The 13,763-nt window shown below is 68.7% G+C and carries 14 protein-coding genes and 1 pseudogene; 9 read left to right on the forward strand and 6 right to left on the reverse strand.

The window, feature by feature from the left end:
• The 6 genes and pseudogenes from CG50_RS01505 to CG50_RS01525 all read left to right on the forward strand — a co-directional run.
• Positions 1-637, forward strand: a pseudogene (locus CG50_RS01505) (pseudouridine synthase); the annotation flags it as partial.
• A gap of 21 nt (positions 638-658) precedes the next feature.
• Positions 659-790 (forward strand): hypothetical protein, encoded by a 132-nt coding sequence (locus CG50_RS17470; RefSeq protein WP_275452228.1) that lies wholly within the window; start codon positions 659-661, stop codon positions 788-790.
• Position 791: 1 nt separating this feature from the next.
• Positions 792-1,730 carry a 5-bromo-4-chloroindolyl phosphate hydrolysis family protein gene (locus CG50_RS01510; protein WP_051909358.1) on the forward strand — a complete coding sequence of 313 codons (939 nt, stop codon included), beginning with the start codon at positions 792-794 and terminating at the stop codon, positions 1,728-1,730.
• Between the two features lie 153 nt (positions 1,731-1,883).
• The gene (locus CG50_RS01515) at positions 1,884-3,059 is read left to right on the forward strand and encodes a toxic anion resistance protein (protein ID WP_036634433.1); all 1,176 of its coding nucleotides are present in this window, start codon (positions 1,884-1,886) and stop codon (positions 3,057-3,059) included.
• A gap of 6 nt (positions 3,060-3,065) precedes the next feature.
• On the forward strand, positions 3,066-4,064 hold the full coding sequence (locus CG50_RS01520; protein WP_051909359.1) for a DUF2927 domain-containing protein: 999 nt from the start codon (positions 3,066-3,068) through the stop codon (positions 4,062-4,064).
• Between the two features lie 9 nt (positions 4,065-4,073).
• Positions 4,074-5,273, forward strand: coding sequence for an SPFH domain-containing protein (locus tag CG50_RS01525; RefSeq protein ID WP_036634596.1), 1,200 nt, complete (start codon positions 4,074-4,076; stop codon positions 5,271-5,273).
• Between the two features lie 73 nt (positions 5,274-5,346).
• Here the strand turns inward: CG50_RS01525 and CG50_RS01530 are convergent, their stop codons facing one another.
• Positions 5,347-6,651, reverse strand: a complete 1,305-nt coding sequence (locus CG50_RS01530; protein WP_036634436.1) for an esterase-like activity of phytase family protein — start codon at positions 6,649-6,651, stop codon at positions 5,347-5,349.
• A gap of 108 nt (positions 6,652-6,759) precedes the next feature.
• On the opposite strand from CG50_RS01530, the gene CG50_RS01535 reads away from it, so the two are divergent.
• From CG50_RS01535 to dtd, 3 genes are read left to right on the forward strand one after another with little or no spacing between them, the layout of a single operon-like run.
• The gene (locus CG50_RS01535; RefSeq protein WP_051909362.1) at positions 6,760-7,902 is read left to right on the forward strand and encodes a primosomal protein N' (replication factor Y) - superfamily II helicase; all 1,143 of its coding nucleotides are present in this window, start codon (positions 6,760-6,762) and stop codon (positions 7,900-7,902) included.
• Positions 7,902-8,855 (forward strand): carbohydrate kinase family protein, encoded by a 954-nt coding sequence (locus CG50_RS01540; protein ID WP_036634438.1) that lies wholly within the window; start codon positions 7,902-7,904, stop codon positions 8,853-8,855. Before CG50_RS01535 ends, CG50_RS01540 begins: the two co-directional genes overlap by 1 nt.
• Entirely contained in the window at positions 8,852-9,301 is a 450-nt protein-coding gene (gene dtd / locus CG50_RS01545) for a D-aminoacyl-tRNA deacylase (protein ID WP_036634440.1), read from the forward strand. The genes CG50_RS01540 and dtd overlap by 4 nt, the downstream gene beginning before the upstream one ends.
• A gap of 12 nt (positions 9,302-9,313) precedes the next feature.
• Here the strand turns inward: dtd and CG50_RS01550 are convergent, their stop codons facing one another.
• From CG50_RS01550 to proC, 5 genes are all read right to left on the reverse strand, one after another.
• Positions 9,314-9,892: a thymidine kinase gene (locus CG50_RS01550; RefSeq protein ID WP_036634441.1), complete on the reverse strand. Its 579-nt coding sequence runs from the start codon at positions 9,890-9,892 to the stop codon at positions 9,314-9,316.
• 126 nt (positions 9,893-10,018) lie between these two features.
• Positions 10,019-11,365 (reverse strand): DEAD/DEAH box helicase, encoded by a 1,347-nt coding sequence (locus tag CG50_RS01555; protein ID WP_036634442.1) that lies wholly within the window; start codon positions 11,363-11,365, stop codon positions 10,019-10,021.
• Positions 11,366-11,653: 288 nt separating this feature from the next.
• Positions 11,654-12,595, reverse strand: coding sequence for a 2-hydroxyacid dehydrogenase (locus CG50_RS01560; protein ID WP_036634444.1), 942 nt, complete (start codon positions 12,593-12,595; stop codon positions 11,654-11,656).
• A complete protein-coding gene (locus CG50_RS01565) occupies positions 12,595-12,930 on the reverse strand; it encodes a tRNA-binding protein (RefSeq protein WP_036634445.1) in 336 nt (111 codons plus the stop codon). The genes CG50_RS01560 and CG50_RS01565 overlap by 1 nt, the downstream gene beginning before the upstream one ends.
• Positions 12,927-13,739 (reverse strand): pyrroline-5-carboxylate reductase, encoded by an 813-nt coding sequence (gene proC, locus CG50_RS01570; RefSeq protein ID WP_036634447.1) that lies wholly within the window; start codon positions 13,737-13,739, stop codon positions 12,927-12,929. The genes CG50_RS01565 and proC overlap by 4 nt, the downstream gene beginning before the upstream one ends.
• Between the last annotated feature and the right edge of the window lie 24 nt (positions 13,740-13,763).

A 13,763-nucleotide genomic window follows, 5' to 3' on the forward strand; every position in this document is an offset into this window, starting at 1 on the left:
GCGGGGGGACCGTCCGTTCAGCGACAAGCCGCGTGGCGAGCGCTCCTTCGGTGACAAACCGCGCAGCGACCGTCCTTACAGCGACAAGCCGCGGGGGGACCGTCCGTTCAGCGACAAGCCGCGTGGCGAGCGCTCCTTCGGTGACAAACCGCGCAGCGACCGTCCTTACAGCGACAAGCCCCGTGGGGACCGTCCGTTCAGCGACAAGCCGCGTGGCGAGCGCTCCTTCGGTGACAAACCGCGCAGCGACCGTCCTTACAGCGACAAGCCGCGGGGGGACCGTCCGTTCAGCGACAAGCCGCGTGGCGAGCGCTCCTTCGGTGACAAACCGCGCAGCGACCGTCCTTACAGCGACAAGCCCCGTGGGGACCGTCCGTTCAGCGACAAGCCGCGTGGCGAGCGCTCCTTCGGTGACAAACCGCGCAGCGACCGTCCTTACAGCGACAAGCCCCGTGGGGATCGTCCGTTCAGCGACAAGCCGCGTGGCGAGCGCTCCTTCGGTGACAAACCGCGCGGAGATCGCCCGTTCAACAAGGGCCCGGCCAACAAGGGTTCGTTCGGCAAGGGATCGTTCAGCAAGGGTCCGGGCACCGGCCCGCGCGGCGGCGCTCCGAAGCGCGGCCCGAAAAAGGACTGATCCCCCTCTGGATCGGCGGCGATGCAGTTCATACTCTCAGGGAACTGCATCCCGTCCCCGGAGGCCAAGATGTCGCTGAAATTCGTCCGAACGCTCGCCTTCTGGCTGGCTTTCGCGCTGACCCTCTCGGTCGCGCTGAAGGGAACGGTCTGAGATGGCGCAGCGGTTCGGCGGCAAATACAGCCCGCAACCGATGGATGCGGGCACATCCGACAGCCCGGGATACTCCGGCGTCGCCCCCGGCCGGACGGTCACCGCCGCCGAGCCCGTGCATCCGCTGGCGCGGCGCCCGGTCTGGCTGATCGTCGCGGCGATCCCGTTTCTGCCCTCGGCCTTCGGCGGCGGGCCGGGCGCGCTGATCCGCGGCCTCGGCGCCTTCGCGCTGGTCGCGGGCGCGGCATTTCTCATCCGCGAGGGGCTGAAGGCCGAAGCCGCATGGCAGGCGCGCAGCGCCGCCCGCCGCCCGGTCCTGCCGCGCAAGATCCTCGGCTCCATCGTCTTCGGGCTGGGCCTCGGGCTCGGCGCGGGACAGGCGGGGATGCTCGGTGCCATCGCCATCGGAGCGGTGGCCGCGATCCTCGCGCTGACCGCCTTCGGCCCCGACCCGCTGCGTGACAAGGGGATGGAGGGCTTCGACGGCATCCAGCACGACCGCGCCGCCCGCGCCATCGCCGAGGGCGAGAAACGCCTGACCGAGATGCGCGAGGCGATCCGGCGCACCGGCGACATCGCGCTGAGCGACCGGGTGGAGCGTTTCGCCCGGGGCGCGCAGGCGCTGTTTCGCGCCGTCGAACAGGATCCGGGCGATCTCGCGCTCGCGCGGCGCTATATGGGCGTCTACCTCGACGGGGCCCGCGACGCGACGAGCCGCTTCGTCGAGCTGTGGATCGCGCATCGCGACACCGCCGCCCGCACCGCCTATGAGGCATTGCTGACAGACCTCGAAACCGATTTCGCCTCCCGCACCCGCACCCTGATCGAGGGCGGCCGGCAGGATCTCACCCTGGAAATCGAGGTGCTGCGCGAGCGGCTGAGCCGCGAAGGTCTGCGCGCGGACCCCGTCGCCGAAACGCCCCCCCCGCCCGAGAGCTGAGACACGAAAGTTTCGGTTGTTCTGCCCCGAACTGCGGGGGAATATGCACCGGAGCGCTCCGAACGGGGCACAACTTCGACGAAAACCGCTTCACCGATACCGCTTCACGAATGCCGGCGGGCCGTTCCGCCACCGCCCAGAAGGGAAAACCGCATGACCGATACCGTCCGCGCCCAATCCGCCGGGACCGTCGCCGAGATCGAAGCCGTCGCGAACACCGCGTTGCCGCCGCCGAACAGCACCGTCGTTCCCCTGGCCGAGGCCCCCGCCCCCGTCGCGGCCGAGATCCGCGCCCGGATGGCTGAGGTGACGCTCGGCGATTCGGGCTCGGTGCTGTATTTCGGCGCGAAGGCGCAGACCGAGCTGCAGACCATCAGCCAGCAGATGCTGGGCGATGTGAAGAACAAGGATCTGGGGCCGGCGGGCGACAGCCTCGGGCAGATCGTGACCGCGCTGCGCGGCTTCTCGGTGTCGGAACTCGACGTGCGGCGCGAGCGCAGCCTGTGGGAGAAGATCACCGGCCGCGCCGCGCCTTTCGCGCGGTTCCTGTCGCGCTTCGAGAAGGTGCAGGACCAGATCGACACGATCACCGCCGAGCTCGAATCGCACGAGATGAAGCTGCTGAAGGACGTGAAGGGCCTCGATCAGCTCTACAGCAAGACGCTCGGTTTCTATGACGAGCTGGCGCTCTATATCGCGGCGGGCGAGGCGAAGCTCGCCGAGATCGACGCGACCGTCGTGCCGGCGAAGGAAGCCGAGGTCGAGGCCGCGCCGGAGGATCAGAAGATCCTGCGCGCTCAGGAGCTGCGCGATCTGCGTTCGGCCCGCGACGATCTGGAGCGCCGGGTGCACGATCTGAAACTGACCCGTCAGGTGACGATGCAGGCCCTGCCCTCGATCCGGCTGGTGCAGGAAAACGACAAGTCTCTGATTACCAAGATCAATTCGACACTGGTGAACACCGTCCCGCTGTGGGAGACGCAGCTCGCTCAGGCGGTGACGATCCAGCGCTCGGCCGAGGCGGCGGGCGCGGTCAAACAGGCGGCCGATCTGACCAACGAGCTTCTGACCGCGAACGCGAAGAACCTGCGTCAGGCCAATCAGGCCGTGCGCACCGAGATGGAGCGCGGCATCTTCGACATCGAGGCGGTGAAGACCGCGAATGCCGAGCTGATCGCCACCATCGAAGACAGCCTGCGCATCGCCGACGAGGGCAAGGCGCGCCGCGCCGCAGCCGAAAAGGATCTGACCGAGATGGAAGGCAAGCTGCGCGAAACGCTGACCTCGGCGAAGGCCCATGCCGATGCGCCCGCGCAGCCTGCGGCCTGACGCGCGATGGCCGTTTTGATCCCCGCACTGCGGCGGGGGCTGTGGGGGGCTCTGGCCGTCTGGATGGCGGGATGCGCCGCCGTCCCCGCCGCCGATCCGCCCGCCGCAACGCCCGTCTCCACTCTGGCCGAGACAGAACCCCCGACCGATGCCGAGGGCAAACCCCTGCCGCCCGGAGTGCTCAGCCGCGCGATGAGGGCCTATTATGCCGATGTCGAACGCAGCCTGCGCGCACAGGGGCTGATGCGCACCGAGATCGCGCCGAAGGATGCGCCGCTCACCCGCGAGCGGCTGATCGGGGACTTCCTGCGCATCGCGCTTTACGACGAATATGCCGATGCCGGGCGTGGGTTCATCGCGCGGTTGACGCCGAGCCATCTGCGCCGCTGGGAACAGCCGGTGCGGATGGTGACGCAATACGGTGCCTCGGTGCCTCAGGCACAGCGTCGCGCGACGGACGCCGAGATCCGCGCCTATGCCACACGATTGCAGCGCGCCTCGGGGCATCCGGTTTCGCTGGTGCCGGAGGGGGGCAATTTCACCGTCTTCGTGTTGAACGAGGACGAGCGCCGCGCGCTCGGCCCGCAACTGAAGACGCTGGTGCCGGGGATCGACCGGGCCTCGCTGCGCGCGATCACCGATCTGGCGCCGTCGAACTTCTGCGTGGTCTTCGCCTTCTCGCCGCCGGTGCGTTACGACTATTCGCGCGCCATTGCGGTGATCCGGGCAGAGCTGCCGGCGCGGCTGCGCAGCTCCTGCATCGAGGAGGAGCTGGCGCAGGGCATGGGGCTCGCGAACGACAGCCCCGAGGCGCGACCCTCGATCTTCAACGACGACGAGGAATTCTCGCGCCTGACCCGACACGACGAAATGCTGCTGCGCATCCTTTACGACCCGGCCTTGCGCCCGGGCATGACCGAAACCCAGGCCCGCCCCGTGGTCAGCGACATCGCCACCGGGCTGATCGGCCCGACCCGAACCGGGCCGCGCGGCGCACATCCCTAGGAGGACATGATGGGCATTCTCGATTTCCTGTCCGGCGAGTTCATCGACGTCATCGAATGGACCGACGACACCCGCGACACGATGGTCTGGCGCTTCGAGCGCTACGATCACGCGATCAAATACGGCGCCAAGCTGACCGTGCGCGAGGGGCAGGCCGCCGTCTTCGTCCACGAGGGCCAGATCGCCGACGTGTTCAAGCCCGGTCTCTACCAGCTCGAGACCAACAACATGCCGATCCTGACCACCTTGCAGCACTGGGACCACGGCTTTCACTCGCCGTTCAAGTCCGAGATCTATTTCGTCAACACCACCCGGTTCAACGACCAGAAATGGGGCACGAAGAACCCGGTGATCTGCCGTGACAGCGAATTCGGCATGGTGCGGCTGCGCGCCTTCGGCAGCTATTCGATGCGCGTCGCGGACCCGGCGAAATTCATGTCCGAGATCGTCGGAACCGATGGCGAGTTCACCGCCGACGAGATCAGCTTCCAGATCCGCAACGTGATCGTGCAGGAGTTCAGCCGCGTCGTCGCCTCGTCTCAGGTGCCGGTGCTGGACATGGCGGCGAACACCGCCGATTTCGGCAAGCTGGTGACAAAGGCGATCGAGCCGACCATCGCCGCCTATGGCCTGTCGATCCCGGAATTCTACGTCGAGAACATCTCGCTGCCCGATGCGGTCGAAGCGGTGCTCGACAAGCGCACCTCGATGGGGATCGTGGGCGATCTGAACCGCTACATGCAGTTCAATGCCGCCGAGGCGATGGGGCAGCCGGGGTCCGGCGCCTCGGCCGGGATGGGAACGGCGATGGGCGCCGGGATCGGTGCCGGCATGGGCATGGCGATGGGATCGCAGATGGCCCAAGGTCAGATGGCGCAAGGGTGGGGCCCCTGGGGACAGACGCCGGGCGCGGCGCCCGGTATCGCCCCGCAGGCCGCCGCCCAGCCCACCGCCCAGCCTGTCGCCGTCCCGCCGCCGGTTCCGGCCGAGACGGTCTGGCATGTCGCGGTGAACGGTCAGGCGAGCGGGCCTTACAGCCGCGCGGCCCTCGGCCAGCAGGTCACCTCGGGCGAGCTGAGCCGCGACACGCTGGTCTGGTCGCCCGGTCAGGACGGCTGGAAAGCCGCCGGCGAGATCGCCGAACTCGCCCCGCTGTTCACCCTCCAGCCGCCGCCCGTGCCGCCCGTGCCCCCGGTGCCGCAGGCCTGACGAGACCCCCGGAAACGCAACAGGGGCGGCTCCGACGAGCCGCCCCTTGCCATGTCATCGCGACGAAACCGCCTCAGTTCAGCGGCTTGTCGAGGGTGACGCGCACCATTTTCGTCTTCGCCCCGTCGATGCCGAAATCGTTGTCGGTCACCAGAACCAGCGTCTTCGGGTCGATCACCGCCACGCCCTCGATCTTGTCGGGCATCCCGGCGTGATCGTCGCTGTTGAAGATCAGCGTCTTCTTCAGCGGCACGATGCCGGCGGCGGCCAGATCCTCGGATTTCAGCTGTTCGAGGCTCGGCTTTGTCGCCACATCGTCGAACCGCGCCGGAAGCGGCGTCGCGCCGGCCAGATCGACCTCGTAAAGCAGCGTCGTCTTCGAGATCCGTTCCAGCACCAGCAGACGATCGGGCCCGATCGCCACCATCTCGGACACTTTCACGTCGCCCTGCTTGCGCGCCTTCTTGGCATTGTCGGCCTTGAAGGCGTCGGGCGTGTCGATCTGATAGACATATTCGTGCTTCACCGCCTCGGCCTTGCGGTCGAAGCTGAACAGACGCAGCAGGCGCGAGGACTTGAACGCCGCCTCGTCCGGATTGGCGAGCGGGCTCTGCATCACGAAATACAGCGTCGCCTCGTCGGGCGAGACGGCGATGGATTCGAGACCGCGGTTCAGCTCGCGCTTGACGAGGATCGCCGGCAGCTTGCCGTGAACCGGGTAATCCGCCTGGGCATAATCGCCCTCGGTCCCGGCCGGCACCAGACGGTCGAGCACCTTGCCATCCGCCGCCACATGCGAGATCGAGGGGCCGTATTCATCCGAGATCCAGAAGCTGCCATCGGCCAGACGGGCGAGCGATTCGCTGTCGAAGCCGTTCGGGTTCTGCGCCATCAGGCTGCCATCGGCGGCATAGGGCTTCTCGGTCGGGTTCTTCGCCAGCGGAACCGAGATCCCGCTCAGCTTCTTGCCGTCCGTGCCGAGAAGCGGATAGGCGCCCGCGACGGACACCTTCTCGCCCTCGATGCGCAGCGCGTAGATCGTCGGATCGAAACCCGGCACCGGGAAGATCTTGCCGTCCTTGTCGCCCGCGCACATCGCATCGGTATCGGCGCCGGTCAGATCCTTCGCCTCGTCACAGGCGATGTTCGGGCCGCGGTCGGTGATGGTGTAGATCAGCCCCGCGTCCTCGCCCGCCCGGTGCGTCGCGCCCGAACCGTAACCCACGCTCAGCGCCGTCGTCTGGCCGCTCTTGAACGTGACGTCGGCAAGTGGGATGACTGGGGCGTCCAGCATCTGGACCTCATCGGCCCGGGCCGCGCCCGCCAGCCAGACCGAGGCCAGCGCGCTCGTGGCACAAAGAATGAATGCCGTCTTCATGATGGAAATCCTCTCGTCGCATCTGTCGGCCTCCGCGATAAGCGGTTTCGTTGACAGTCATGTGACGATGCGAACCGAGAACGTCCGACAGCCGGGAACCGTGCGGCCATGATCCAGATCCCGAAAGTGCCCCGCCGCGCCGCGGCATCGGCCACCGACACCGAACGACATTTCCCCTGCGAGGCCTGCGGTGCCGATCTGACCTTCGCGCCGGGACAGGACCGGCTGGTCTGTTCGCATTGCGGCCATGAGCAGGCGATCCCGAGCGCGGTCGGGCGCGGCCAGTCGCGTCTGGTCGAGCTGCCCCTCGAACAGGGCCTGCGCAACGACCTGCCCGCCGAGGACATCGAAGAAACACGCGCGCTGCGCTGCCCGAACTGCGGCGCCGAGATCGGCCTTTCCGGGGCCGAGCACGCCACCACCTGCCCGTTCTGCGCCACCCCCGTCGTCACCGACACCGGCACCCGGCGCCGGATCAAGCCGCAGGGCGTGCTGCCCTTCGTATTGAGCGAGGAACAGGCGCGCGAGGCGCTGACGCGCTGGCTCGGCTCGCTGTGGTTCGCCCCATCGGGGCTGGCGCAATACGCGCGCAAGGGGCGGCGGATGACCGGCGTCTATGCGCCGTTCTGGACCTTCGACGCCAGCACCCACACCCGCTACGACGGCCAGCGCGGCGATGTCTATTACGAGACCCGCACCGTCGAGGTGATGGTCGACGGCCGGCCGCAGATGCGCACCGAGCAGGTCGAGCGGATCCGCTGGACCGCGGTCTCGGGCGCGGTGGCGCGCGATTTCGACGACGTGCTGATCTATGCGGCGAAGACCCTTGCGCCCGATCATGTCGCGGGTCTCAGCCCCTGGGATCTGTCGGCGCTGCGCGATTACCGCACCGATTACCTCGCCGGTTTCTCGGCCGAGGGCTACACGCAGGAGCTCTCCGAAGGCCACGAGCAGGCCACCGCCGAAATGGTCGCGGTGATCCAGACCGACATCCGGCGCGACATCGGCGGCGACCGCCAGCAGATCGACGCGATGGATCCGCGCTTCTCGGACGAGACGTTCAAGCACATCCTTCTGCCGATCTGGACCGCCGCCTATCGCTTCCAGGGCCGCGCCTTCACCTTCGTGGTCAACGCCCAGACCGGGCAGGTGCAGGGCGACCGGCCGTGGTCGCCGTGGAAGATCGCCGCGGCGGTGGCGGCGGTGCTGATCGTGGCCGGGGTGCTTTACTACATGAACGGAAACCGCTGATGGCCCGGATCTTCTGCGCCGGCGAAGCGCTGATCGACATGTTGCCCGGCCGGACCGATGCGGGGGACACGGCCTTCGTGCCCCATCCCGGCGGCTCGGTGTTCAACACGGCGGTGGCGCTCGGCCGGCTCGGGGCGCGGGTGGCGCTGATCTCGGGGGTGTCGCACGATCTCTTCGGCGCGATGCTGGCCGGGGGGCTGACCGCCTCGGGTGTCGAAACCGGCTGTCTGATCCGCAGCGCGCGCCCCACCACGCTCGCCTTCGTGACGCTGACGGATGGCGAGGCGCGCTATGCCTTCTATGACGAGGCGACCGCGGGCCGGATGCTGACCCCTGATGACATCCCCGCCCTGCCCCCGCCCGATGCCACGGGCGGCGCGCTGTTTCTGGGCGGCATCTCTCTCGCGGTCGAGCCCTGCGCCAGCGCCTACGAGGCCCTCGCCCGGCGCGAGGCCGGCCGGCGGCTGATCGTGCTCGACCCGAATATCCGCCCCGGTTTCATCGCCGATGAGGCGGCGTTCCGCGCAAGGCTCGGCCGGCTGATGGCGCTCGCCGATATCGTGAAACTGTCCGGGGACGATCTCGACTGGATCTCGGGCCCCGAGGGCGAGGCCACCGACCGCGCGCGCGGGCTGCTGGCGCTCGGCCCCGGCCTGATCGTGCTGACCCGCGGCGCAGAAGGCGCGGTGGCGCTGCGCCCGGCGGGCGAGGTGCGGGTGCCGGCACGCCGCGCGCAGGTCGTCGATACCGTCGGCGCGGGCGACACGTTCAACGCCGGGCTGCTGGCATCGCTTGCAGCGGCCGGGGCGCTTGACCGCGCGGCACTCGATGCCGCGCCGGACAGGCTGATCGCCGAAGCGCTGGCGCTTGGCGTCGCGGCCGCCGCCGTCAACGTCACCCGCGCCGGCGCCAACCCTCCCTGGAAACACGAACTGTCGGAGTCCGAGACATGAGAGCCCTTCTGCAACGCGTCGCCCATGCCAGGGTCGAGGTCGAGGGCCGCATCACCGGCCAGATCGGGCCGGGGCTGCTGATCCTCGTCTGCGCGATGCAGGGCGATACCGAGGTGCAGGCCGACAAGCTCGCCGCGCGCGTCGCGAAATGCCGGATCTTCCGCGACGAGAACGACAAGATGAACCGCTCGGTCCTCGACGTCGGCGGGTCTTGCCTGGTGGTCAGCCAGTTCACGCTCGCGGCCGATACGTCCTCGGGCAACCGCCCGGGCTTCTCCACCGCCGCGCCGCCCGATCAGGGCAACCTGCTTTATCAGCGCTTCGCCACGGCGCTGCGCGAACTCTCGCTGCCCGTCGAGATGGGCGAGTTCGGCGCCGACATGAAGGTGAGCCTGCTGAACGACGGCCCCATCACGATCTGGATGGATACCGCCGACCGGGCCTGATCCGGGGCGAGATCAGTCGCCCATCGCCTCGCGCCAGTGACGGCGGCACAGCGCCACATAGGTCTCGTTGCCGCCGATCTGCACCTGCGCGCCTTCGCGTGCCACCTGACCGTCCGGCCCGAGGCGCACCACCATCGTCGCCTTGCGGCCGCAATGGCAGATCGTGCGGACCTCGCGCATCTCGTCGGCGAGCGCCAGAAGCGCCGCCGAGCCGGGAAACAGCTCGCCCCGGAAATCGACGCGCAGCCCGTAGCACATCACCGGCACGTCGAGGTCGTCGACCGCGCGGGCGAGCTGCCAGACCTGCTCGCGGCTGAGGAACTGCGCCTCGTCGACGAAGACGCAGGCGCAGGGGCCTTCGGAAAGGCGCCGATAGATCATCGCGAACATGTCGGTCGTGGCGTCGAAACAGGCGGCCTCGGCGCCGATGCCGATGCGGCTGGCGATCCGGCCGGTGCCGGCGCGGCCGTCGAACCCGGCGGTGACGAGGAAGGTTTGCATCCCCCGCTCGATATAATTGTGCGAGGCCTGGAGCAGGATCGTGCTCTTGCCGGCGTTCATCGTCGAGTAATGGAAATACAGCTTGGCCATGCGCGGCGGGGTAGCGCGAAGGCCCGCGCGGAGCAAGCCGCCACCCGCCCCCGGGACATGAGAAAGGGCCCCGAAGGGCCCTTTCGCGAGATCGGTTCAGATCACCGGAGGTGTTCCGCGCCAGACTTACTCAGCGGCAGCGGTCGCGGGGCGACGACGGCGCGGACGGGCGGCACCGCCGTCGGCGGGCTTCGCCTGCGGCTTCGGCGCGGGCTTGGCGGCACGCGGCTTCGACGCGGCCCCTTCGGCACGCGGCGGGCGCTGGCCCTGACCAGCCTGACCGCGATGCGGCTTGCGGCCCTGCTTGGGCTGCTGCTGCGCGGCGCGAGCGACCTCGGCCGCGGCATGGGGCTCGCCGCCGATCACCGGGATCTTCTGACCCATGGTCTTCTCGATCGACTTCAGCTCGTCCATCTCGGCCGGGGCGCAGAAGGCGATCGCGGTGCCGGCCCGGCCCGCACGCGCGGTGCGCCCGATGCGGTGCACGTAGTTGTCGGGCACGTTCGGCAGGTCGTAGTTGTAGACGAAGGCCACCTGCGGGATGTCGATGCCACGCGCGGCCACGTCGGTCGCGATCAGCACCTTGATCTCGCCGGCGCGGAACGCGGCAAGCGCGCGCTCACGCTGGTTCTGCGACTTGTTGCCGTGGATCGCGGCGACCGAGAAGCCCCACTTTTCCAAAAGGTTCGCCAGCTTGTCGGCGCCATGCTTGGTGCGCGAGAACACGATCGACAGCTCGTCGACATGCTTCGACAGATATTCCGCCAGCAGCGCCGCCTTGTCGCCCTGGGTGGTGAAATGCACGCCCTGCTCGATACGGTCGGCGGCCTTGCCCGGAGGCGCGGCCTCGATCCGCACCGGATCGGTCAGATAGCTCTGCGCCAGCTCTTCCATCAGCTTCGGCATGGTGGCCGAGAACAGCATGGTCTGACGCTCGGCCGGGATCAGCTTGGCGATGCGGCGCAGCGCATGGATGAACCCGATGTCGAGCATCTGGTCCGCCTCGTCGAGGACCAGATACTTGGTCTCGGACAGCACCAGCGCGCGGCGTTCGAGCAGGTCGAGCAGACGGCCGGGCGTCGCGATCAGCACATCGGTGCCCTTGGCGAGCTTTTCCGACTGCGCGTTGATCGAGGCACCGCCCACCACGCGCTGGATGCGCACCGGCGCGTCCTTGGCGAAGGCGGCGAGGTTGTCATGGATCTGCGTCGCCAGTTCGCGCGTCGGCGCCAGAACCAGCGCACGCACCGTCTTCGGCGCCGGGCGCTTGCCATAGGCGATGATGCGGGTCAGCATCGGCAGACCGAACGCGGCAGTCTTGCCGGTGCCGGTCTGCGCCAGACCCAGCAGGTCGCGGCCGCGCACGATATGCGGGATGCCCTGTTCCTGGATCGGCGTCGGCTTGATCAGCCCGAGGCCCGCGAGGTTCTGCAAAAGGATCGGCGCGAGGCCGAGGTTGTCGAAGTTTTCCAAATCTTTTCTTTCATGGCGCGCGGCAGCGCGCGAAACGGATCGCCGCGCGGGAAGGCACGGCAGGCGGGCGGGCGCGGGGTTGTCTCCCGCTGGCCCCCCGCGTGATCTGAGGCCTGATATCCGGATCTTGTCCCCCTTGTCGTCTCGGCTCTGGCCGGGTTACGGGGGCGGCTGCTCACGCGGGCAGCGGATCTCGGACTTCCGGCACATGGGGCCTGAGCGCATGAAAGTCAAGGAAAACACGCCCGGCCCGCGCGAAACAGGCCGGACGGTCCCGGGAAATCCGTCTCAGACAGCGTTCGGCGGCGGCAGGCCGTCGCGGAAGGCGATCAGATTGTCGAGCGCCATGAACCCCATCGAATCGCGCACCTCGAGCGCTGCGGTGCCGAGATGCGGCAGCAAGGTGACGTTCTCCATCGCGCGAAGTTCTTCGGGGACGAAGGGCTCGCGCTCGAACACGTCGAGGCCGGCACCGGCGATCCGGCCTGCCTGAAGCGCGGCGATCAGCGCCGGTTCGTCGACGATGTCACCGCGCGCGATGTTGATGAAATGCGCGTGCGGCTGCATCTTGGCGAAAGCCTCCGCGCCGATCATGTACCGGGTCTCGGGCGAGGCGGGCACCGCCACCACCACGAAATCCGAGCCGCCGAGCAGCTCGTCCAGGCTCACCTGCCGCGCGGGGAAATCGGCCGCGCGCGGCGAGCGGTTGTGGTAAAGCACGCTCATCCCGAAGCCGAAATGGCAGCGCCGCGCGATGGCCGCGCCGATCCGGCCGAAACCGATGATGCCCACCGTCTTGCCGCTGACATGGTGGCCGAGGAACTGCGTCGGCGTCCAGCCGGTCCACTGACCCGCGCGCACGAAACGCTCGCCCGCGCCGGCGCGGCGCGCACTCATCAGGATCAGCATCATGCCGATGTCGGCGGTGGCGTCGGTGACGGCGCCGGGCGTGTTGGTCACCACGATGCCCTGCGCCTTCGCCGCCGCGACGTCGATGTGATTGTAGCCCACGCCGAAATTCGCGACGATCCGCGCCCGGGGGGTTCCCTCGAAGGCCGCTGCGGTCATCTTGTCGCCCAGAGTGACCAGAAGTGCGTCATAGTCCGCCAGTGCCTGGCGCGCCTCGGCCTCGGTCAGCGGCACCGATCCGTTGCGAAAGGTGGTGTCGAATTCCGCGGCGACGCGGCGTTCGACCGCAGGGGTCAGCGCCCGGGTGACCAGAAGTTTCATCAAAACAGCTTCCCTCCGACCGGCACATCGGATTTCGGACCGATCAGCACGACCTCGCCCGTCGCGTCGGGCAGGCCGAGCGTCAGCACCTCGGAGATGAACGGCCCGATCTGGCGCGGCGGGAAGTTCACCACGCCCAGCACCTGCTGCCCGATCAGGCTCTCGGGCGTGTAATGCGCGGTGATCTGCGCCGAAGACCGGCGCTCGCCGATCTCGGGGCCGAAGTCGATGGTCAGCTTGTAGGCGGGTTTGCGCGCCTGCGGGAAGGCCTCGGCCTTGACGATGACACCGACGCGGATGTCGAGTTTCAGGAAGTCGTCATAGGTCGCGGTCATTTCCCGAGTTCCCTTCCCCGTTCGGCGGCGGCATGGACGGCGCGGTTCAGCAGGCCGGGGAAGCCGGTCTCGGCCTCCATCAGCACGGCGAGGGCGGCGGCCGTGGTCCCGCCCGGCGAGGTGACATTGATGCGCAGCTGCGCCGGATCGTCGGGCGACTGCATCGCCAGCGCCCCCGCCCCGGCGACCGTCGCGCGCGCGAGCGTCAGCGCGAGCTCGGGCGACAGCCCCTCGGCCACGCCGGCGGCGGCGAGCGTCTCGATCAGGTGGAACACATAGGCCGGGCCGGAGCCCGAAACCGCCGTCACCGCATCCATCTGGCTTTCGGCATCGAGCCGCACCACCTGACCGACCGCGGAGAGAAGCCCCTCGGCGAGCGTGAGATCGGCCTCGGAGGCCGAGGCATTGCCGATGATCGGGGTGATGCCCTGACCGATCGCGGCCGGGGTGTTGGGCATGGCGCGCACGACCGGGGTGCCGGCGCCCAGAACCGCCTCATAAGCGGCAAGGCGGATCCCCGCCGCGACGGACACGAACAGCGTCCTGCCCCCGCCGAGCGGTGCGAGCTGCGGCAGCGCACCGGCCATCTTCTGCGGCTTGACCGCGACCACCGCCACCGCGGCATCCGAGGGAACCGGGCCGCCGATGCGCACGCCCGTGGCTTTCAGCGCCTCGGACGGGTGCGGCGTGATCACCTGCACCGCCTGCGGATTCAGCCCCTGACGCAGCCAGCCCGAAAGCAGCGCCCCGCCCATCTTGCCATGCCCCAGAAGGACCAGACCACGTGCCTCGATCGCCTTGAAATCCATGTCGTTCCCCTTTCAGGGGGCGAC

The sequence above is a fragment of the Paenirhodobacter enshiensis genome (assembly GCF_000740785.1).
GTDB classification, from domain to species: Bacteria; Pseudomonadota; Alphaproteobacteria; order Rhodobacterales; family Rhodobacteraceae; genus Rhodobacter; species Rhodobacter enshiensis.

What these genes read in the sequence shown, in the direction of transcription:
- CG50_RS17470 (WP_275452228.1), top strand. Translation starts at nt 659, where the DNA reads ATGCAGTTCATACTCTCAGGGAACTGCATCCCGTCCCCGGAGGCCAAG.
- CG50_RS01510 (WP_051909358.1), top strand. Translation starts at nt 792, where the DNA reads ATGGCGCAGCGGTTCGGCGGCAAATACAGCCCGCAACCGATGGATGCG.
- CG50_RS01515 (WP_036634433.1), top strand. Translation starts at nt 1,884, where the DNA reads ATGACCGATACCGTCCGCGCCCAATCCGCCGGGACCGTCGCCGAGATC.
- CG50_RS01520 (WP_051909359.1), top strand. Translation starts at nt 3,066, where the DNA reads ATGGCCGTTTTGATCCCCGCACTGCGGCGGGGGCTGTGGGGGGCTCTG.
- CG50_RS01525 (WP_036634596.1), top strand. Translation starts at nt 4,074, where the DNA reads ATGGGCATTCTCGATTTCCTGTCCGGCGAGTTCATCGACGTCATCGAA.
- CG50_RS01530 (WP_036634436.1), bottom strand. Translation starts at nt 6,651, where the DNA reads ATGAAGACGGCATTCATTCTTTGTGCCACGAGCGCGCTGGCCTCGGTC.
- CG50_RS01535 (WP_051909362.1), top strand. Translation starts at nt 6,760, where the DNA reads ATGATCCAGATCCCGAAAGTGCCCCGCCGCGCCGCGGCATCGGCCACC.
- CG50_RS01540 (WP_036634438.1), top strand. Translation starts at nt 7,902, where the DNA reads ATGGCCCGGATCTTCTGCGCCGGCGAAGCGCTGATCGACATGTTGCCC.
- dtd (WP_036634440.1), top strand. Translation starts at nt 8,852, where the DNA reads ATGAGAGCCCTTCTGCAACGCGTCGCCCATGCCAGGGTCGAGGTCGAG.
- CG50_RS01550 (WP_036634441.1), bottom strand. Translation starts at nt 9,892, where the DNA reads ATGGCCAAGCTGTATTTCCATTACTCGACGATGAACGCCGGCAAGAGC.
- CG50_RS01560 (WP_036634444.1), bottom strand. Translation starts at nt 12,595, where the DNA reads ATGAAACTTCTGGTCACCCGGGCGCTGACCCCTGCGGTCGAACGCCGC.
- CG50_RS01565 (WP_036634445.1), bottom strand. Translation starts at nt 12,930, where the DNA reads ATGACCGCGACCTATGACGACTTCCTGAAACTCGACATCCGCGTCGGT.
- proC (WP_036634447.1), bottom strand. Translation starts at nt 13,739, where the DNA reads ATGGATTTCAAGGCGATCGAGGCACGTGGTCTGGTCCTTCTGGGGCAT.